This is a genomic window from Polynucleobacter antarcticus, from assembly GCF_013307245.1.
GTDB lineage: Bacteria > Pseudomonadota > Gammaproteobacteria > Burkholderiales > Burkholderiaceae > Polynucleobacter > Polynucleobacter antarcticus.
In genome coordinates this window covers 1,069,309-1,087,706 of sequence record NZ_CP028941.1, presented here as the reverse complement: position 1 = coordinate 1,087,706, position 18,398 = coordinate 1,069,309, and the positions used below count along the sequence as shown (strand labels likewise).

General features: G+C 45.8%; 11 protein-coding genes, 2 tRNA genes and 1 pseudogene. 12 read left to right on the top strand and 2 right to left on the bottom strand.

The window, feature by feature from the left end; translation table 11 throughout:
* Positions 1-12: 12 nt before the first annotated feature.
* The 9 genes and pseudogenes from ispD to DCO16_RS05665 all read left to right on the top strand — a co-directional run bounded on the left by ispD (position 13) and on the right by DCO16_RS05665 (position 9,317).
* Positions 13-771: a 2-C-methyl-D-erythritol 4-phosphate cytidylyltransferase gene (ispD, locus tag DCO16_RS05705; protein ID WP_173942762.1), complete on the top strand. Its 759-nt coding sequence runs from the start codon at positions 13-15 to the stop codon at positions 769-771.
* Between the two features lie 39 nt (positions 772-810).
* On the top strand, positions 811-1,314 hold the full coding sequence (ispF, locus tag DCO16_RS05700; RefSeq protein ID WP_173942761.1) for a 2-C-methyl-D-erythritol 2,4-cyclodiphosphate synthase: 504 nt from the start codon (positions 811-813) through the stop codon (positions 1,312-1,314).
* Between the two features lie 80 nt (positions 1,315-1,394).
* Positions 1,395-1,481: transfer RNA gene (locus DCO16_RS05695), tRNA-Leu, on the top strand.
* A 57-nt stretch (positions 1,482-1,538) separates the two neighbouring features.
* Entirely contained in the window at positions 1,539-2,876 is a 1,338-nt protein-coding gene (tig, locus tag DCO16_RS05690) for a trigger factor (protein ID WP_173942760.1), read from the top strand.
* 37 nt (positions 2,877-2,913) lie between these two features.
* Positions 2,914-3,543, top strand: coding sequence for an ATP-dependent Clp endopeptidase proteolytic subunit ClpP (gene clpP, locus DCO16_RS05685; RefSeq protein ID WP_173942759.1), 630 nt, complete (start codon positions 2,914-2,916; stop codon positions 3,541-3,543).
* Positions 3,544-3,591: 48 nt separating this feature from the next.
* Positions 3,592-4,917 (top strand): annotated as a pseudogene (gene clpX / locus DCO16_RS05680) (ATP-dependent Clp protease ATP-binding subunit ClpX); the annotation flags it as partial.
* A 215-nt stretch (positions 4,918-5,132) separates the two neighbouring features.
* Positions 5,133-7,565, top strand: a complete 2,433-nt coding sequence (gene lon / locus DCO16_RS05675; RefSeq protein WP_173942758.1) for an endopeptidase La — start codon at positions 5,133-5,135, stop codon at positions 7,563-7,565.
* Between the two features lie 107 nt (positions 7,566-7,672).
* Positions 7,673-7,748 (top strand) — tRNA-Val (locus DCO16_RS05670).
* A gap of 102 nt (positions 7,749-7,850) precedes the next feature.
* Positions 7,851-9,317: a peptidylprolyl isomerase gene (locus DCO16_RS05665; RefSeq protein WP_173942757.1), complete on the top strand. Its 1,467-nt coding sequence runs from the start codon at positions 7,851-7,853 to the stop codon at positions 9,315-9,317.
* 1 nt (position 9,318) lies between these two features.
* Here DCO16_RS05665 and DCO16_RS05660 read toward each other — a convergent pair whose 3' ends face one another.
* Positions 9,319-9,960 carry an arylesterase gene (locus DCO16_RS05660; protein ID WP_437342852.1) on the bottom strand — a complete coding sequence of 214 codons (642 nt, stop codon included), beginning with the start codon at positions 9,958-9,960 and terminating at the stop codon, positions 9,319-9,321.
* 38 nt (positions 9,961-9,998) lie between these two features.
* Here DCO16_RS05660 and DCO16_RS05655 point away from each other — a divergent pair, with 38 nt between their 5' ends.
* From DCO16_RS05655 to DCO16_RS05645, 3 genes are read left to right on the top strand one after another with little or no spacing between them, the layout of a single operon-like run.
* Positions 9,999-10,679 carry an ABC transporter ATP-binding protein gene (locus tag DCO16_RS05655; RefSeq protein ID WP_173942755.1) on the top strand — a complete coding sequence of 227 codons (681 nt, stop codon included), beginning with the start codon at positions 9,999-10,001 and terminating at the stop codon, positions 10,677-10,679.
* A 21-nt stretch (positions 10,680-10,700) separates the two neighbouring features.
* Complete coding sequence (purL, locus tag DCO16_RS05650; RefSeq protein ID WP_173942754.1) at positions 10,701-14,735, top strand: phosphoribosylformylglycinamidine synthase; 4,035 nt, start codon at positions 10,701-10,703, stop codon at positions 14,733-14,735.
* A 3-nt stretch (positions 14,736-14,738) separates the two neighbouring features.
* Complete coding sequence (locus tag DCO16_RS05645) at positions 14,739-15,515, top strand: spermine/spermidine synthase domain-containing protein (RefSeq protein ID WP_254598112.1); 777 nt, start codon at positions 14,739-14,741, stop codon at positions 15,513-15,515.
* Positions 15,516-15,583: 68 nt separating this feature from the next.
* Here DCO16_RS05645 and acnB read toward each other — a convergent pair whose 3' ends face one another.
* Positions 15,584-18,169, bottom strand: a complete 2,586-nt coding sequence (gene acnB, locus DCO16_RS05640) for a bifunctional aconitate hydratase 2/2-methylisocitrate dehydratase (protein WP_173942753.1) — start codon at positions 18,167-18,169, stop codon at positions 15,584-15,586.
* Positions 18,170-18,398: the final 229 nt, after the last annotated feature.

Here is an 18,398-nt window from a genome sequence, read left to right as displayed (position 1 = left end):
ATAGAATCAGGTATGCACTCTGGAATTGAATCCCCGTCAGCTTTGCTTAAATGCCATGCTCTGCTACCTACAGCAGGAACGGGGTCTCGCTTAGGTGGAGATCTGCCTAAACAATTTCAGCAGCTAGCGGGCAAGCCCATGTTGTCTTATGCGATGGATGCCTTTATTCAAACCCCTGAGATAGCCTCTATTTGGGTAGGCGTCAGCCCCAGCTTCATTGACCACCCCATTTTTAGTGTGCTGCCCAGCGGCCACAAGCCTATCCATTTTTTGCCTAGCGGCGGCCCTACACGACAAGAAACCGTCAGAAATACTCTGGCAGCGATGCTCAAAGCGGGAATTTCAGAAAATGATTGGGTGCTAGTCCATGACGCTGCCAGACCAGGTATTTCTTCAGCTTTAATACAAAAACTCATTACAGTTGTCAGGGTAGCGGGTGAGGGTGGATTATTGGCAATGCCAGTGGCTGACACCTTAAAAATGGCCGATATGGGTGCAACCGTTGCCAGCAACTTAGCCCGAGCACAAAAGACAATCTCGCGCGAGCACCTTTGGCAGGCTCAAACACCCCAGATGTTTCCATTAAAAAGTCTGCATGATGCGATTGAGGCCGGCATTCGGCTTGAAGCGGATATCACTGATGAGGCTAGCGCCATGGAGTTGGCAGGAATTAAACCTTTGTTAATCGAAGGCATGACTTCTAATTTTAAAGTGACCCATCCAGCAGATTGGGTCTTAATGCAAACCATCTTGGAATCCTCCGCCAGATAAGCGGTTCTCAGTCCCATTGCCATCAAAGAAACTCTATTCATGACTATCACTGCCGCTCAAATGCCCCCTTTTAGAATCGGTCAGGGCTACGATATCCATGCCCTCGTATCTGATAGAAAATTGATTTTGGGTGGTGTCCATATCCCTAGCGATAAGGGTTTATCAGGGCACTCTGATGCTGATGCCTTGCTCCATGCTTTAACGGATTCGCTGCTGGGCGCTGCTGGCTTAAATGACATTGGCCAGCTGTTTCCAGATACAGACCCTCAATTTAAGGATTTGGATAGCCGAATTTTGCTCCGCGCTGCCTTGAGCAAAGTCCAAGCAGCGGGATTTCAGGTGGGGAATATCGACGCCACCATCATTTGTCAAAAGCCCAAATTAGCCACTTTTTTACCTGAGATGGTCGGAAATATAGCCGCTGATTTAGGGGTGACCACTGGCCAGGTGAATCTGAAAGCCAAGACAAATGAATCCCTTGGGCATCTAGGTCGGGGTGAGGGGATTGCAGTCCATGCAGTCGCTTTGCTCTACAGAGCCTAAAAGATCCTCCAAAACCGCTAAGCATTGTAGAATTACGCTCTTTAGAGTGAAGCTAAAGCTCGGTAACGTTTGCGGAATTCGCGAGGATGGCGAAATTGGTAGACGCACCAGGTTTAGGTCCTGACGCCAGTAATGGTGTGGGGGTTCGAGTCCCCCTCCTCGCACCACAAGTTTGCTACTTGGCTTGGGCTTCATATATTCTGATTTTCAACTAAGAGACGAGAATGGCTGTGCAGATAGAAAATTTAGGTCAGTTAGACCGCAAAGTGACCTTAGAGTTCGCTCGTGCCGATTTGGCAAAGGTAAGAGAAGCCCGTTTAGCTAAACTTGGCAAGACCATGAAAGCGGCGGGATTCCGTCCAGGCAAAGTACCAAAGAATATGGTTGAAAAGCAGCATGGCATGCAAGTGGACTTCGAGCTTCAATTTGATAAAGCTTCCGACTTGTTTTTCGAACAAGCCCAAAAGGACAAGATTCTGTTGGCTGGCCAACCACGTCTAGACCCTAAGAGTGAGTTAGACGCAGAGAAAATTGTGTTTGATGTTTTCTTTGAAGTGTTGCCAGAAGTCAAGATTGGTGATTTTACAAAGTCAGAGGTCACTCAATACGTTACAGATATTTCTGATGCAGAAATTGATCGTGCTTTAGATGTGTTGCGTAAGCAGCAAGTCCACTATCACCCCCGTGGTGAAGCGGGTCATCATGGCGATGGCGGTGTGAATACGGCTGCTCAAACGGACGATCAAGTAGTGATTGATTTTGTTGGCAAGATAGACGGCGTGGAGTTTGCTGGCGGCAAAGCGGAAAACTTCGAATACGTTCTTGGTGCAGGTCGCATGCTCCCAGAATTTGAGGCTGCAACATTAGGTCTCAAAACAGGGGAAAGCAAGACTTTCCCATTAAGTTTTCCAGCCGACTATCACGGCAAAGATGTTGCTGGTAAGACAGCCGAGTTCACGGTTACGGTTAAATCGGTAAACTGGGCTCACCTTCCTGCAGTCGATGATGCTTTTGCTTTATCGATGGGCGTTACCGAAGGCGGCGTAACCAAAATGCGTGCAGAAGTAAAAGAAAATTTAGATCGCGAGACAAAACGCCGCATCACTGCCCTATTAAAAGGCGAGGTGATGGAAAAACTTAATAGTCTATGTGATTTCGACGCACCAAAATCTTTAGTCAAACAAGAGCAAGAGCGTTTGGTTGAAGGGGCTCGCCAAGAGTTAATTCAGCGTGGCATTCCGAATGCAAAAGATGCACCTATTCCAGTAGAAATGTTTGCAGAGCAAGCTCTGAAACGTGTTCGTCTCGGTTTAATTCTCAGTGAATTGGTCAAGCAACAAAATCTAGCAGCCACGGCTGATCAGATCAAAGCAGAGATTGATGAGCAGGCTGCAACTTACGAAGATCCAAAAGAAGTGGTTCGCTGGTTCTATAGCAATCCAAGTCGCCTGAAAGATATCGAAAACTTAGTACTAGAAGATAACGTTATTAAGTACTTCACAGCACAAGCTAAAGTAGTAGCCAAGGCAGTGAGCTTTGAAGAGCTCAGCAAGCTCAATTAATCATTGATTTATAAATATTCCATAAAGGTCTCACTCTATGAACCACCATTTACTTCAATCTGAGAACGAAGTGCCTCAAGGTCTAGGTTTGGTCCCGATGGTGATTGAAACCTCTGGTCGGGGTGAGAGAGCCTACGATATTTACTCTCGCTTACTAAGAGAGCGCGTTGTCTTCTTGGTTGGAGAAGTCAATGATCAGACGGCTAATTTGGTGATTGCTCAGCTACTGTTTTTGGAGAGCGAGAACCCGGATAAAGAGATTTCTTTGTACATAAACTCTCCAGGCGGATCAGTATCTGCTGGCTTAGCAATTTTTGATACGATGCAGTTCATTAAGCCCCATGTCAGCACCTTATGTATGGGTATGGCTGCCAGTATGGGTGCCTTTTTACTGTGTGCCGGCGAGAAAGGGAAGCGCTATGCTTTACCAAATTCCCGTGTGATGATTCATCAGCCTTTAGGTGGCGCACGCGGTCAAGCTTCTGATATTGAAATTCAAGCGCGTGAGATTCTGTATTTGCGTGAGCGTCTCAATAAAATATTGTCAGACCGTACAGGTCAGACCATTGAGACCATTGCTAAAGATACTGACCGTGATAATTTCATGTCAGCTGAACAGGCACAAGAATATGGCTTGATCGATAAAGTAATCGATAAGCGTCCTTAAATTTCAATAGCATCCAGCACGATCTCGGCAATTAAATAGGCAATCATTTTGAGCGATACAACTACTTCTACTGGCACTGAAAAAATTCTGCATTGCTCTTTCTGTGGAAAAAATCAGAAAGAAGTGAAGAAGTTGATCGCCGGTCCTTCGGTTTTTATTTGTGACGAATGCATTGATCTGTGCACTGACATCATTCAAGAAGAAATTGCCAAGCTTCCTAAAGAGGCGGGTGATGATGCCTTGCCAACACCGCACCAGATTCGTGAAAACTTAGATCAGTATGTGATTGGTCAAGATCATGCAAAGAAAACACTCGCTGTTGCGGTATACAACCACTACAAGCGTCTGCAATATTTACCTAAGCCTAAAAAAGATAAATTAGACAAAGACGGCAAGCCAGTTGAGGCTGTTGATAAAAAGCAATCTAAAGTCCCTGCCAAGGCTATGGTGGATGGTGTTGAGCTTGCCAAGAGTAATATTTTATTAATCGGGCCTACTGGCTCAGGCAAAACATTGTTAGCACAAACATTGGCGCGCATGTTGCATGTGCCTTTTGTGATGGCTGATGCTACTACCTTAACTGAAGCGGGTTATGTTGGTGAAGACGTAGAAAATATTATTCAGAAACTATTACAAGCTTGCGACTACGATGTTGAAAAGGCGCAGCGCGGTATTGTCTACATCGATGAGATCGATAAGATCTCCCGTAAATCGGATAACCCTTCGATTACGCGTGATGTATCGGGTGAGGGTGTACAGCAAGCCTTATTGAAGTTGGTTGAAGGCACTATGGCGTCCGTTCCACCCCAAGGTGGCCGCAAACATCCAAATCAAGATTTTCTGCAAGTGGACACTACGAATATTCTTTTTATTTGCGGCGGCGCATTTGATGGGCTTGAGAAAGTCATTCAGCAGCGCAGCGCCAAGACTGGCATTGGATTTAATGCGACAGTACCGGGTAAAGATGACCGTGGCGTGAGTGATTTACTTCTTGAGGTAGAGCCAGAAGATTTAATCAAGTTTGGCTTAATCCCGGAGTTAATTGGTCGTTTGCCTGTGGTGGCAACTTTGGTGCAGCTAGATGAGTCCGCCTTGATACAGATTTTGACTGAGCCTAAGAATGCCTTAGTAAAGCAATATCAAGCACTTCTTACTATGGAAGGCTCTGAATTAGAGGTTCGTGTAGCAGCGCTATCTGCCATAGCGAAGAAGGCGATCGCTCGTAAAACCGGTGCCCGTGGCCTACGCTCTATTTTGGAGGGATCCCTCATGGACGTGATGTACGATCTGCCTTCATTAAAGAATGTTCAAAAGGTAGTAATTGATGAAAGTACGATTCAAGATGGCGGTAAGCCTATTTTGGTCTACAAACAAGGTGATGAGTCTGTCGAATTAAGCCAAAAAAGCTTAAATTTTTCACTTTTTCGACTGTTTTTAGTCGTTTTTCACTCACTTTTGCTACTTTTCCCCCTTGTTTTTCGCTGAGTGATACCCACATAGGTAGTATCCTAATCCTTATAGTGTCCGTATCTAGTGGTGCGGCATTTTTAGAGATTTTTACGGAATGACTATTTTGGAGGTTTTGCCCTATGCCTGGCCACTTATTACTACCCTCTGAACCTATCCAACTACCACTGCTCCCTTTAAGGGATGTCGTGGTGTTTCCGCATATGGTGATCCCGTTGTTTGTGGGTCGCCCTAAATCCATTAAAGCCCTCGAAGCGGCTATGGAAGCTGGCAAAAATGTTTTATTGGTAGCTCAAAAGACTGCCGCTAAGGACGAGCCTGGGGTTGAGGATCTCTATGACGTTGGCTGCATTGCCAATATTCTTCAAATGCTCAAACTCCCTGATGGCACTGTTAAGGTTCTGGTAGAAGGTGTACAGCGCGCTTTAGTGAGTAAGGTTGAAGATAGCCAAGGCTTCTTTGCCTGTGAAGCCACACCAAGCATTCAAACTGTATTAGATGCGCATGAAACCGAAGCCTTGCGCCGCGCGATCATGGCCCAGTTTGATCAGTACGTCAAACTCAATAAGAAAGTCCCGCAAGAAATTCTTTCCTCATTAGGGGGCATTGATGATCCAAGCCGTTTAGCCGATACGATTTGTGCTCACTTGCCTGTGAAGTTAGAGCAAAAGCAGCGTTTGCTTGAAATGATGGATGTAGTTAAGCGTTTAGAAAGTTTGCTGGCTGACCTCGAAAGTGAAATCGATATCCTGCAAGTAGAAAAGCGTATTCGTGGGCGTGTAAAGCGTCAGATGGAAAAGAGTCAGCGTGAATACTATTTGAATGAGCAAGTTAAAGCAATTCAAAAAGAGTTAGGCGAGGGCGAAGAGGGTGCTGATCTTGAGGAACTCGAGAAGCGCATTAAAGCTGCTCGCATGCCAAAAGAGGCTTTAAAGAAGGCGGAGTCTGAGCTCAAGAAGCTAAAACTGATGTCGCCGATGTCTGCAGAGGCAACAGTGATTCGGAACTTTATCGATACCTTAGTGAATCTTCCTTGGAAGAAAAAAACCAAGATCAATAATGATTTAACCAATGCAGAAAAAGTATTGGATGAGGATCATTACGGGCTGGATAAAGTTAAAGAACGTATTTTGGAATATCTTGCTGTTCAACAACGCGTTGATCGTGTCAAGGCACCAATTCTTTGTTTGGTAGGCCCTCCCGGTGTTGGTAAGACTTCGCTTGGACAATCTATTGCTCGTGCTACCAATCGTAAGTTTGTACGCATGGCCTTAGGTGGTGTGCGTGATGAATCTGAAATTCGGGGGCATCGTCGTACCTATATTGGGTCGATGCCAGGCAAAATTTTGGCAAGCCTGACTAAAGTTGGCGTACGCAATCCTTTATTTCTCTTAGACGAAGTCGACAAGATGGGTATGGATTTCCGGGGTGATCCAGCCAGTGCACTTTTAGAAGTGCTTGATCCAGAGCAAAATCATACTTTCCAAGATCACTATGTTGAAGTGGACTTTGATCTTTCGGATGTGATGTTTGTGGCCACCTCAAACTCTTTGAATATTCCTGGTCCATTGTTAGATCGATTGGAAATTATTCGTCTTGCTGGTTATACAGAAGATGAGAAGACTAGTATTGCCATGAATTATTTAATTCCTAAGCAGATTAAAAATAATGGCTTAAAGAAAGATGAGTTAAAGATTGAAGAGAGTGCGGTACGCGGCATCATTCGTTATTACACGCGCGAAGCAGGTGTTCGTTCCCTAGAGCGTGAAATTAGTAAGATTTGTCGTAAGGTAGTAAAGCTACTGCTCCTGAAGAAAGAAGCGGCACCGATTACTGTTGATGCTGATAATCTTGAGAAATTCTTATCCGTTCGGATGTTTGACTTTGGCCTTGCAGCGAAAGAGAATCAAGTTGGTCAGGTAACAGGCTTAGCATGGACCGAAGTGGGTGGTGATCTTTTGACGATTGAGGCCGCTGTGATGCCAGGTAAAGGAGTGATTACTCGTACTGGCTCGATTGGCGACGTCATGAAAGAATCCGTTGAGGCTGCTAAAACGGTTGTACGTTCAAGGGCAAGAGCGCTGGGCATCGCTGATGAGGCATTTGAGAAGAAGGATATTCATATTCACTTCCCGGATGGTGCAACGCCTAAAGATGGACCATCTGCGGGTATTGCCATTACAACTGCCTTAGTCTCTGTGTTTACTGGTATTCCTATTCGCTCTGATGTGGCTATGACTGGCGAGATTACATTACGCGGCGAAGTCTTGCCGATTGGTGGCCTGAAAGAGAAGTTATTGGCGGCACATCGTGGTGGCATTAAGCTTGTGTTGATTCCAGAAGAAAACGTCAAGGACCTGATTGATATTCCCGATAACGTGAAGAATGCTGTTGAAATTGTTCCTGTCCGTTGGATTGATAAAGTGCTTGAACTTGCTTTAGAGCGTAAACCGGAGGCTTTGCCAGATCCAACGCCCGAAGAGCTTGCTAAGAAGGCGGCTGAAGCAAGTAAAGCCGTTGAACAGCGCTCTTCTGGTGAGGCTCTCAAGCATTGATGTTGGAGGGTTTTCTGGTCAAATAGATAAGCTATTTTTGTCTACTTTTGCTCAAGAAACCCTGCTTCCCCACCGCTCTAGGTTACAATCTCGTCTGTACTAAATTGGGGCGCTTAGCTCAGATGGTAGAGCGTCTGCCTTACACGCAGAATGTCGGCGGTTCGATCCCGTCAGCGCCCACCAGTTTCCCAATCTATGGATATTTCTTTATAGGCTTTCTAGTTTCCCCTAGACTCTCTGCCTTGTACACTTTCTCTATTGACTCTACTTCCTAGCGATTAACTTATGTTTGATTCCGTACGCAAGAACCAAAAAATACTGCAATTTATCTTATTGCTATTTATTGTTCCTTCTTTTGCTTTTTTTGGAATATCGAGTTATTCCGAATTTTTTGATAAAGAGACCGATGTCGTCAAGGTAGACGGCAAGCCCATTACTGCGCAAGAAGTAGATACTGCTGCAAAACGTCAGGCTGAACGTGTGGGTGGTAATACCCAAATTGCCCAAAGTCTGCCTTTTCGTCAGGCTATCCTTAATGAACTTTTACAACAACGCATCTTAGGGGTTGCAGTAAGCGACCTCCGCTTGCAAGTAGGCAAGCAAGAGCTAGTCAACAGCTTACAAAAGATTCCGCAGATTCGTTCTTTGTATCGTCAAGATGGTAGCTTTGATGACGCGCGCTTTAAGCAGTTGCTTGCTAGTAATGGCATGAATGAAGAGCAGTTTTATGCAGGTCAAAGTTTTGATTTAAAAATACAGCAACTCGTTAATTCTGTTGCGCGAACAGAGCTCGCTAATCCGAAGTTGTCTGAGATCATTTCTACCTTGTACGATACCGAGAGACAAGTACAGATCTTGCAGTTCAATGCAAAAGACTATCTTGGAAAAGTGAACCCTAGCGCTGAAGACCTGAAAGCTTTTTATGACGCTAACAGCAGATTATTTGAGCGTCCTGAATTCATGGATGTCGAGTACATTGTTCTGAGGGCAGATCCCAAAGAGGATTCCAAATCCTTTAGTGAAAAGGCGGATCAGTTCGCTAACATTACCTATGACCAGTCCGATAGCTTGAAGCCTGCCGCTGATAAGTTGAAGCTCAGTATCCAGAATCAAAAAGGCGTAACTCGTGGGGGTGCTCCTGGTGTATCTAGAGACCATCCACTTGCTAATCCTAAAGTCATTCAATCACTATATGGTGATGAGGCCTCAAAGAACAAGCGTAATACTGAGGCTGTACAAATTTCACCAGGCGTTTTTGTTTCAGCACGGGTAGTGACATTGCATCCAGCTCAAATCCTCCCTTTAAGCGAAGTATCTTCTGAAGTTAAACGCCAGGTCAGTCAACGCGCTGCAGAAAAACTGGCTACAACAGCGGCTAGCGAGAAGTTGCTTGCCTTAGACAAAGATCCTAAGAATGCTGCTGGGTTTGCTAGCCCTATTTGGATTTCACGTAGCAAGCCCGGTAATCTTGCAGGCCCCTCTATGGATGAAGTGATGTCTGTAAATCCAGATAAATTGCCATCAGTTGTCTCTGTATCTAACCCGGGAGTGGGCACTACGCTTTACCGCATTGATCAGATTCGCCAACCTAGTTCGAGCGATGCTAAGGCTTACAAAGCGCAGGCTCAGCAGATTCAGGCCTTGGCGGCACAATCTGAGTTTGCTGGCTTTATGGGGTACTGGCGCAATAATGCTAGCGTGAAAATGATTAATCCCTTAAAGGCAGCTAATACAAGCGGGGCAGGTAGCTAACTTATTTCGGAGTCTGTTGGAGTAAGTTGCGATATGGGGCCATGGAGCCCCATACGTTTTTGAAGAGCACACTTTGTGCTTCCACATTAGGATGCAATCGATCCGCTTGAAACAATTCTGGTTTTGAGGCTACGTTCTCGAGAAAAAATGGGACCAACTCAATCTTTTCCTCTCTTGCCAAGCTAGCAAAAAGAGCCTTGAACTTACCCGTGTACGTCTGACCATAGTTGGGCGGTATTTGCATACCAAAGAGTAAAACCTGAGCCCCCGTTTTTTTACTCATCTGAATCATCTTGCGAAGATTTGCTTCTGTTTCTGAAATGGGTAAACCACGTAAGGCATCATTGGCGCCCAGCTCAATCATTACCAAGCCGGGCTTTTTTTGAGTCAGTAAGGCTGGAAGACGGGAGAGACCACCTGAGCTCGTTTCACCACTAATGCTGGCATTGAAAACAGTCCATGGGCTCGCATCTCGTACCAATTGCTTTTCTAATAAAGTGACCCATCCAGTGCCACGCGGAATACCATACTCAGCAGATAGGCTATCCCCTAAAACTAAAATGACAGGATTTGTTTGTGCCAGTGAATGGTTGGCAATAAACAGGCAAAATAAGCCTATTAACCCAAATTTGTAAATAAACAATTTTGCCCGCATGATTAAATTGATAAGTAATCTTTTATATGACTAAACCACTGGTATCCATTATTGCCGACCAGCTCTCTAAGCTGGTTAAAACGGCTGATGGTGAGCTCACTATTTTGCACGACATTAGCTTTGAAATTGCTCAAGGAGAAAGTGTAGCAATCGTAGGTGCATCAGGATCAGGCAAAAGCACCTTACTGAGCTTATTGGCTGGCCTAGATCTTCCTTCTAGTGGTCAGATTAGCTTAATGGAGACAAACCTGAATAGTCTAGATGAAGATGGTCGAGCCCAGTTAAGGGGTAAGCATGTCGGCTTTGTTTTTCAGTCCTTTCAGTTGTTACCCCATCTCAATGCTATTGAAAATGTGATGTTACCCCTCGAGCTTGTTGGGGTGGGTCAATCTGAGGCGAGGTTAGCAGCTAAAACTTGGCTTGAAAAGGTAGGCCTAGGTGACAGACTGAACCATTTCCCGAAAACACTTTCGGGAGGAGAGCAACAGCGTGTTGCCTTAGCCCGCGCTTTTATCAATAAACCCGCAATTTTATTTGCAGATGAGCCTACAGGCAGTCTAGACGAAGCCAGTGGAGAGCGGGTAATCGAGCTGCTTTTTGAGTTAAATCGGGAGAATTCTTCAACCCTAATTCTGGTGACTCATGATCCCGCCTTAGCTGCTCGGTGTGGACGGCAATTGAGTCTTCAGGGCGGCCGACTGGTGTGATCAAAACCTTATAATCTAAGGATGTCTTCATTCTGTTGCTTGTCCGGGGCCAATGCCCTTTCAGCCTTTCGCCAACAGCGACTTTTAGCCTCGCTAGCAGCCCAGGGTATTTCACTTGAGTCCATTGAGGCTCAATATCTCCATTTTATTTGGTCTGAGCCTGCGCTAAATCCTATGGACACCGAGGTTCTCGAAAGTTTGCTGACTTATGGCCAGCCCTTTCATTCACAATTGAAATCGGGCGGTTCATTTCTAACTAAAGCACCTAGCCAGCAATCTGCAATCAGCATTCCCCGTTTCGGTACTGTTTCACCTTGGGCAAGTAAAGCTACTGATATTGCTCGCCAGTGCGGCTTAAAGGTGTTGCGTATTGAGCGTGGCATTCAATACACTTGGCAGAGTAAACAATTGCTCAGCCCAGAGCAGGCTCAATGTGTATTAGATGCATTGCATGACCGCATGACTGAAGTGGTGATTACCCATCCTGATGAGGCGAGCGTTCTCTATCAAACTTTGCCAGACCGTCCCTTTACTCGCATTCCTGTTCTCTCCGAAGGCAGGGCAGCATTAGATCGCGCGAATCAAGAATTGGGCCTTGCTTTGTCTGATGATGAAGTGGTATATCTCGCCGACAACTTCACCCGCTTAGAGCGTAACCCCAGTGATGTTGAGCTGATTATGTTTGCCCAGGCCAATAGTGAGCATTGCCGACACAAGATCTTTAATTCCACTTGGACAATAGACGGGGATGATCAGGAGAAATCATTATTTGCGATGATTCGTAATACGCATCAATTACATCCTGAGGGGACGATTGTTGCCTACTCCGATAACTCAGCAGTGATGGTCGGCTGTGAATCAGAGACTTGGTCCCCCCAAGGGAAAGATCATCACTATCAAAAAGATACCCGCCTTGTTCACACCTTAATGAAGGTGGAGACTCACAATCACCCAACAGCCATCGCGCCATTTCCTGGGGCTTCTACTGGCGCTGGTGGTGAGATTCGAGATGAGGGTGCCACGGGTATTGGTGGTCGCCCTAAAGCTGGCCTGACGGGTTTCTCAGTATCTAATTTACATATTCCCGGAACTAGCCTTCCTTGGGAAGCAGAGATTTACGGTAAGCCAGATCGGATAGCAACCCCATTACAAATTATGATCGACGGTCCACTAGGTGGCGCTGCCTTTAATAATGAATTCGGGCGTCCAATACTGGGCGGTTATTTCCGGGTCTTCGAACAAACCCTAGAAGGGGTTCGTCGTGGCTATCACAAGCCGATCATGATTGCGGGCGGTATTGGCAGTATTGATTCTATTCACACGGCTAAGAAAGAAATTAAAGCTGGGCATTTATTTATTCAACTAGGTGGCCCTGGCATGCGTATCGGTATGGGCGGCGCTACTGGTAGCTCGGTAGCAACAGGTACCAATACTGCTGACTTAGACTTTGACTCTGTGCAGCGGGGTAATCCCGAGATGGAACGTCGTGCGCAAGAAGTAATTAATGCTTGTCGCGCCATGGGTGAACATAATCCCATTGTTTCTATTCATGATGTGGGTGCTGGCGGAATTTCTAATGCATTTCCTGAACTAGCCGATGGGGCGGGATTGGGTGCACAATTTAGATTATGGGATGTGCCTCTGGAAGAGAGTGGCATGAGCCCCGCTGAAATCTGGTGCAATGAATCACAAGAGCGCTATGTCCTAGCGATTGATGCCCAAGATTTGGACCTATTTAAATCACTCTGTGATCGTGAGCGCTGTCCTGTAGCGTTAGTAGGTCATGCAACTGTTGAGCGTCAATTGCAGTTGAGTGATAGCAAGCAAGTTGCTGGTACTGATGCTGCTATGCCCATCGATATTCCCATGGAAGTGCTTCTTGGCAAGCCTCCACGAATGCATCGCGATGTAAAGCGTGTAGCGCAACATTTTGAAGAGCTTAATGTCACGGATGCAGACCTTGCTCAATGTATTGCCTGGGTTTTGCAGCAACCTACCGTTGCGAGTAAGTCCTTCTTAATTACCATTGGCGATAGAACTGTTGGTGGACTGAATGCCCGTGATCCTTTCGTGGGCCCATGGCAAGTTCCCGTAGCAGATTGCGCGGTCACGATGATGGATTACAAAGGCTATCGCGGTGAAGCAATGTCGATGGGTGAGCGTACTCCAATAGCCGTCATGGATGCGGCAGCTGCAGCCCGTATGGCAGTTGGTGAGGCAATTACCAACTTGTTAGCGGCGGATATTCGCGGTCTTGAGGACGTCAAACTTTCTGCTAACTGGATGGCGGCTTGCGGTAGTCCAGGTGAAGATGCAAAATTGTATGACTCAGTACAAGCCATTGGCATGGATTTATGTCCTGCGCTGGGTATTTCTATTCCGGTGGGTAAAGATTCTTTATCGATGGCAACTGCGTGGCAAGATGGTGATCAAGCGAAGAAGGTCGTTTCACCCGTCTCCCTCATTATTTCTGCTTTTGCATCTGTACAAGATATACGTAAAACATCAACGCCCCTCCTAGTACTAAAAGATGCCACAGGCGCATCTTTAGAGACTGAATTAATTTTGATTGATCTTGGTCGCGGTAAGAACCGTATGGCTGGTAGTATCTTGGCTCAAGTATTAAATCAATCCGGTAAGCTAGCGCCAAACGTAGATTACCCTGAAGACTTGAAATCTCTTGCTGCTGCCATCATTGAATTACGTAAAGCAGATCAATTACTGGCTTATCACGATCGTTCAGACGGCGGTCTATTTGCCTGTATTACAGAGATGGCTTTTGCCTCGCATTGCGGCATTTCTATTAACGTAGACATGATTGCTGTTGATGTTGGCCAAGAGCAAGATTGGGGCGATGCTAAGAATTGGGCTGATCAAGTGTCTGGCCGTCGTCATGAACAAACCCTACGCGCTTTATTTAATGAAGAATTAGGTGCGGTGATTCAAGTGCGTAAATCTGATCGCGATGCTGTCTTTGCCGTTTTACGCCGCCTAAATTTAAGTGCCTATAGTCATGTCGTTGCCAAACCGAATACCAAGGGCAATATTGAAATCTGGCGCGATGCAAAAAAAATCTTTACAGAATCTCGTGAAGTACTTCAAAAGATGTGGACCAATACTAGTTATCAAATTGCTCGCTTACGGGATAACCCAGACTGCGCTGATAGTGAATTTGCACTACTAGATGATCTAGCTGATATCGGTATGACACCCAAACTCACATTTAATGCGGCTGAAGATGTTGCTGCGCCTTTTATCAGCAAGAATCTAAGACCTAAGGTGGCTATTTTAAGAGAGCAGGGCGTCAATTCTCATGTTGAGATGGCTTATGCCATGAACTGGGCAGGCTTTGATAGCTACGACGTACATATGTCCGATTTGCTCTCCGGAAAAGCTTCCTTAGACCAGTTCCGTGGCCTCATTGCTTGTGGCGGGTTTAGCTACGGTGATGTATTAGGTGCCGGCGAGGGCTGGGCAAAAACCATTCTTTTTAATACTCAATTGCGCGATCAGTTTTCTGCATTTTTTATGCGCCAAGATAGCTTTGCTTTAGGTGTATGTAATGGCTGCCAGATGATGAGTAATCTTTCAGGGATTATTCCTGGTGCACAAGCATGGCCTAAATTTACTCGTAATCTATCAGAGCAGTATGAGGCGCGTTTAGTAATGGCAGAAGTATTGGCATCGCCATCGATTTTTACTCAGGGCATGGAAGGCAGTCATTTGCCGATTGCAATTGCGCACGGTGAAGGCTTTGCTAACTTTAGCCAGCAAGGAAATCAAGATAGTCTTCAGAAACAAGGTTTATCAGCGCTGCGTTTTGTAGATCATCAAGGCAAGCCGACCCAAACTTATCCTATGAATCCTAATGGCTCTCCTGGCGGATTAACAGGTGTCACTACCCCCGATGGCCGATTTACTGTGATGATGCCGCATCCAGAGCGCGTTTTTAGAACGGCACAAATGAGCTGGAGTCCAACGGAGTGGCTAGCTACGCCTGATGGCGCCAGTCCTTGGATGCGCCTATTCCGTAATGCTAGAGTCTGGGCCAAATAAATAGTGACCGAATTAGAAATGGCGATGGAGCCAGTCAGTTTTTCTGAAAGCGGTGGTATTCGGTATTTACACTTTGGAAGTGAATTGATTCAGGGTGCTATGCGGATGCGAGATCCGGATGAGATCTACCTAGAATATAACCAGCAAATGATGGCTTGGTTGCTCTTCTTAGAAACTAAGCCCGGTATGCATGCGGCTCAACTTGGATTGGGGACCGGCGCGTTAACCAAGTTTACGCATCGGCATTGTCCAGCTGTAAAAAGTACTGTGGTTGAGCTTAATCCTTCGGTAATTATCTCTGCCAGGACTATGTTCTTTACGCCAGATGATGATCGCCGGTTAGAAACCCTCCAGCTCGATGCAAAGGCATTTGTTTGTAACAGCAAATATAAAAATGTATTTGATGCGGTGCAAGTAGATCTCTATGATGCAATCTGTGATGGTCCGTCAGCAAGTTCACTCGACTTTTATCAAGGTTGTTTCGACATCTTAAAATCACCTGGGGTCTTGACTGTCAATTTATTTTCTCGGCACAAAAGCTTTCAGGTGAATCTTAATCATCTCTGCGAAGCTTTTGATAATAGGGTACTGCTCTTTCCAGAATCTCATGATTGCAATGTGGTTGCGATTGCTTTTAAAGGCCCCATACTGAATGTAGAATGGAAAGAAGTTTCTAAGCGCGCCAAAGTGCTTATGGAAAAAACGGGCTTGCCTACCAATACCTGGGCCTCAGGATTGCATCGTGAGAACGCCCATCAAGAAAGCAAGCTATTCATTTGACTCTCTAGTGATGCATAAATGAAAAAAGGCGATCATCAGATCGCCTTTTTATCGTGCAGTCTAGTTTGTTAAACCGTCACAGTATCAGCCACATCGCTAAATGATTTGATCTTGTCAAAGTTCATATAGCGATAGACTTCGTCTGCTTTTGCATTCAGTGCTCCCAACTCCGCAAGATACTCCGGCATCGTTGGAATACGTCCCAAGAGTGCCGCTACTGCAGAGAGCTCTGCTGATGCTAAGAACACATTGGTATCAATACCGAGACGATTCGGGAAATTACGGGTTGAGGTGGACACTGCTGTTGCCCCTTTACGCATTGAAGCCTGGTTACCCATGCAGAGTGAACAGCCTGGGGCTTCCATGCGTGCACCCGTGCGACCTAAAATGCCGTAATAACCTTCTTCAGTCAAAACCATTGCATCCATCTTGGTAGGTGGAGCAATCCAAAGGCGTGTTGGAATATCTGTTTTACCTTCTAGCACCTTACCGGCAGCGCGGAAGTGTCCGATATTAGTCATGCAAGATCCAATAAAGACTTCATCAATCTTGGTGCCGGCAACTTCAGATAAGAATTTCACATCATCAGGATCATTTGGGCAGGCCAGAATAGGTTCTTTGATTTCAGAAATATCAATCTCAATAATCTCGGCATAGTCGGCATTGGCATCCGCTTTAAGTAGCTCTGGTTTAGCAATCCAGGCTTCCATAGCTTTAATGCGGCGACCTAAAGTGCGCTTATCTTCATAGCCATTGGCAATCATCCACTTCATCAGGGTGATGTTGGAGCGCATGTACTCAATAATGGGCGCTTGATTGAGTTGAATAGCGCAACCACCTGCTGAACGCTCTGCAGATGCATCTGACAATTCAAATGCTTGCTCAACCTTGAGATCAGGCAAACCTTCGATTTCTAAAATACGACCAGAGAAAATATTTTTCTTGCCTTGTTTTGCAACCGTGAGCAGTCCTTTTTTAATCGCATACAAAGGAATAGCATTGACCAAATCACGCAGAGTGATGCCGGGTTGCATCTTGCCCTTAAAGCGAATTAATACAGACTCAGGCATATCTAATGGCATTACCCCTGTAGCGGCAGCAAAGGCGACTAAACCAGAGCCTGCAGGGAAAGAAATGCCAATAGGGAAGCGGGTATGGCTATCGCCACCAGTGCCGCACGTGTCTGGTAATAAAAGGCGATTTAACCAACTATGAATCACGCCATCACCAGGACGTAATGCAACTCCACCACGATTGGTCATAAATGCCGGTAGCTCATGATGCGTACGAATATCAACCGGTTTTGGATAGGCTGATGTGTGACAAAAAGATTGCATCACCAAGTCAGTAGAAAAGCCTAGGCAAGCGAGATCTTTGAGCTCATCACGCGTCATAGGGCCGGTAGTATCTTGCGAGCCAACCGTTGTCATGTGTGGCTCGCAGTAAGTGCCGGGACGAACCCCTTGACCCTCAGGCAATCCGCAGGCACGACCCACCATCTTCTGTGCCAAGGTAAAGCCTTTTTTGTTATCTGGTGGGCTTACTGGAATACGGAACTCTGTAGAGGCTGGCAAGCCGAGCGCTGCACGTGCTTTAGCAGTCAAGCCACGACCAACAATTAATGGAATGCGTCCGCCAGCACGCACTTCATCGAGAATGACGGGCGACTTAAGCGTAAAGGAAGAAATTTCTTTACCATTTTTAAATGCTTTGCCTTCATAAGGGCGTAATTCAATTTCATCGCCCATATTCATGTCGGATACATCTAACTCAATGGGTAAAGCGCCGGCATCTTCCATCGTGTTGAAGAAGATCGGTGCAATTTTGGTCCCTAAACAAACACCGCCAAAACGCTTATTGGGTACAAAAGGAATATCTTGACCAGTCCACCATAAAACCGAGTTAGTGGCAGATTTACGTGATGAGCCTGTACCGACGACATCGCCAACGTAAGCAATCTGATGGCCTTTTTTCTGGAGAGCCTCGATCTGCTTCATGGGGCCACGCATACCCACTTCATCAGGCTCGATGCCTGGGCGGGGATTTTTCAGCATGATAGTGGCGTGCAATGGAATATCCGGACGACTCCACGCATCTGGTGCTGGAGATAAATCATCGGTATTAGTCTCGCCAGTCACTTTAAATACTGTGAGCTTCATACTTTCTGGTACGGCAGGGCGGCTGGTAAACCATTCTGCATTTGCCCAGCTTTGCATCACTTCCTTCGCATGGGCATTGCCTTTTTCAGCGAGTTCTTGCACATCATGGAAGTAATCAAACATCAGTAAAGTCTTTTTCAGAGCAGCGGCAGCGGCAGCAGCACATTCTGAATCTGATAAGGATTCAACTAGTGGCTTGATGTTGTAGCCACCCAGCATCGTTCCTAATAACTCCGTCGCTTTTATACGCGAGATCAAAGGTGATTTTTCAGTACCTTTCGCTACCGCATCCAGAAATTCCGCTTTCACCTTAGCAGCTTCATCCACACCCGCAGGAATGCGATGGGTAATCAGCTCAAGCAGCTCAGCTTCCTTACCTTCTGGAGGATTTTTAAGCAATTTGACTAATTGAGCGGTCTGATCCTTGGTGAGGGGGAGCGCTGGAATTCCTAGGGTTGCACGTTCAGCAACTTGGACGTTATAAGCTTCTAGCATGGCATTTCCTATTGGGTAAGCGTTATGTGGGTAAGGCTAACTGGGTGTATTACCCTAATCTACCTCATTGTAATTGTTATGGGAAGTCTTATATAAGACTTGAAGATCAAAATAATGAATAAATTCTTAAAAAAGGTGCAAATTAGGCTTAATTAAGCAAAAAGTATCAAGAAAATCCATAGTTTTAGAAGATCTGAGGGCAAACAAAATATGTTTTCCTTAATTGCGG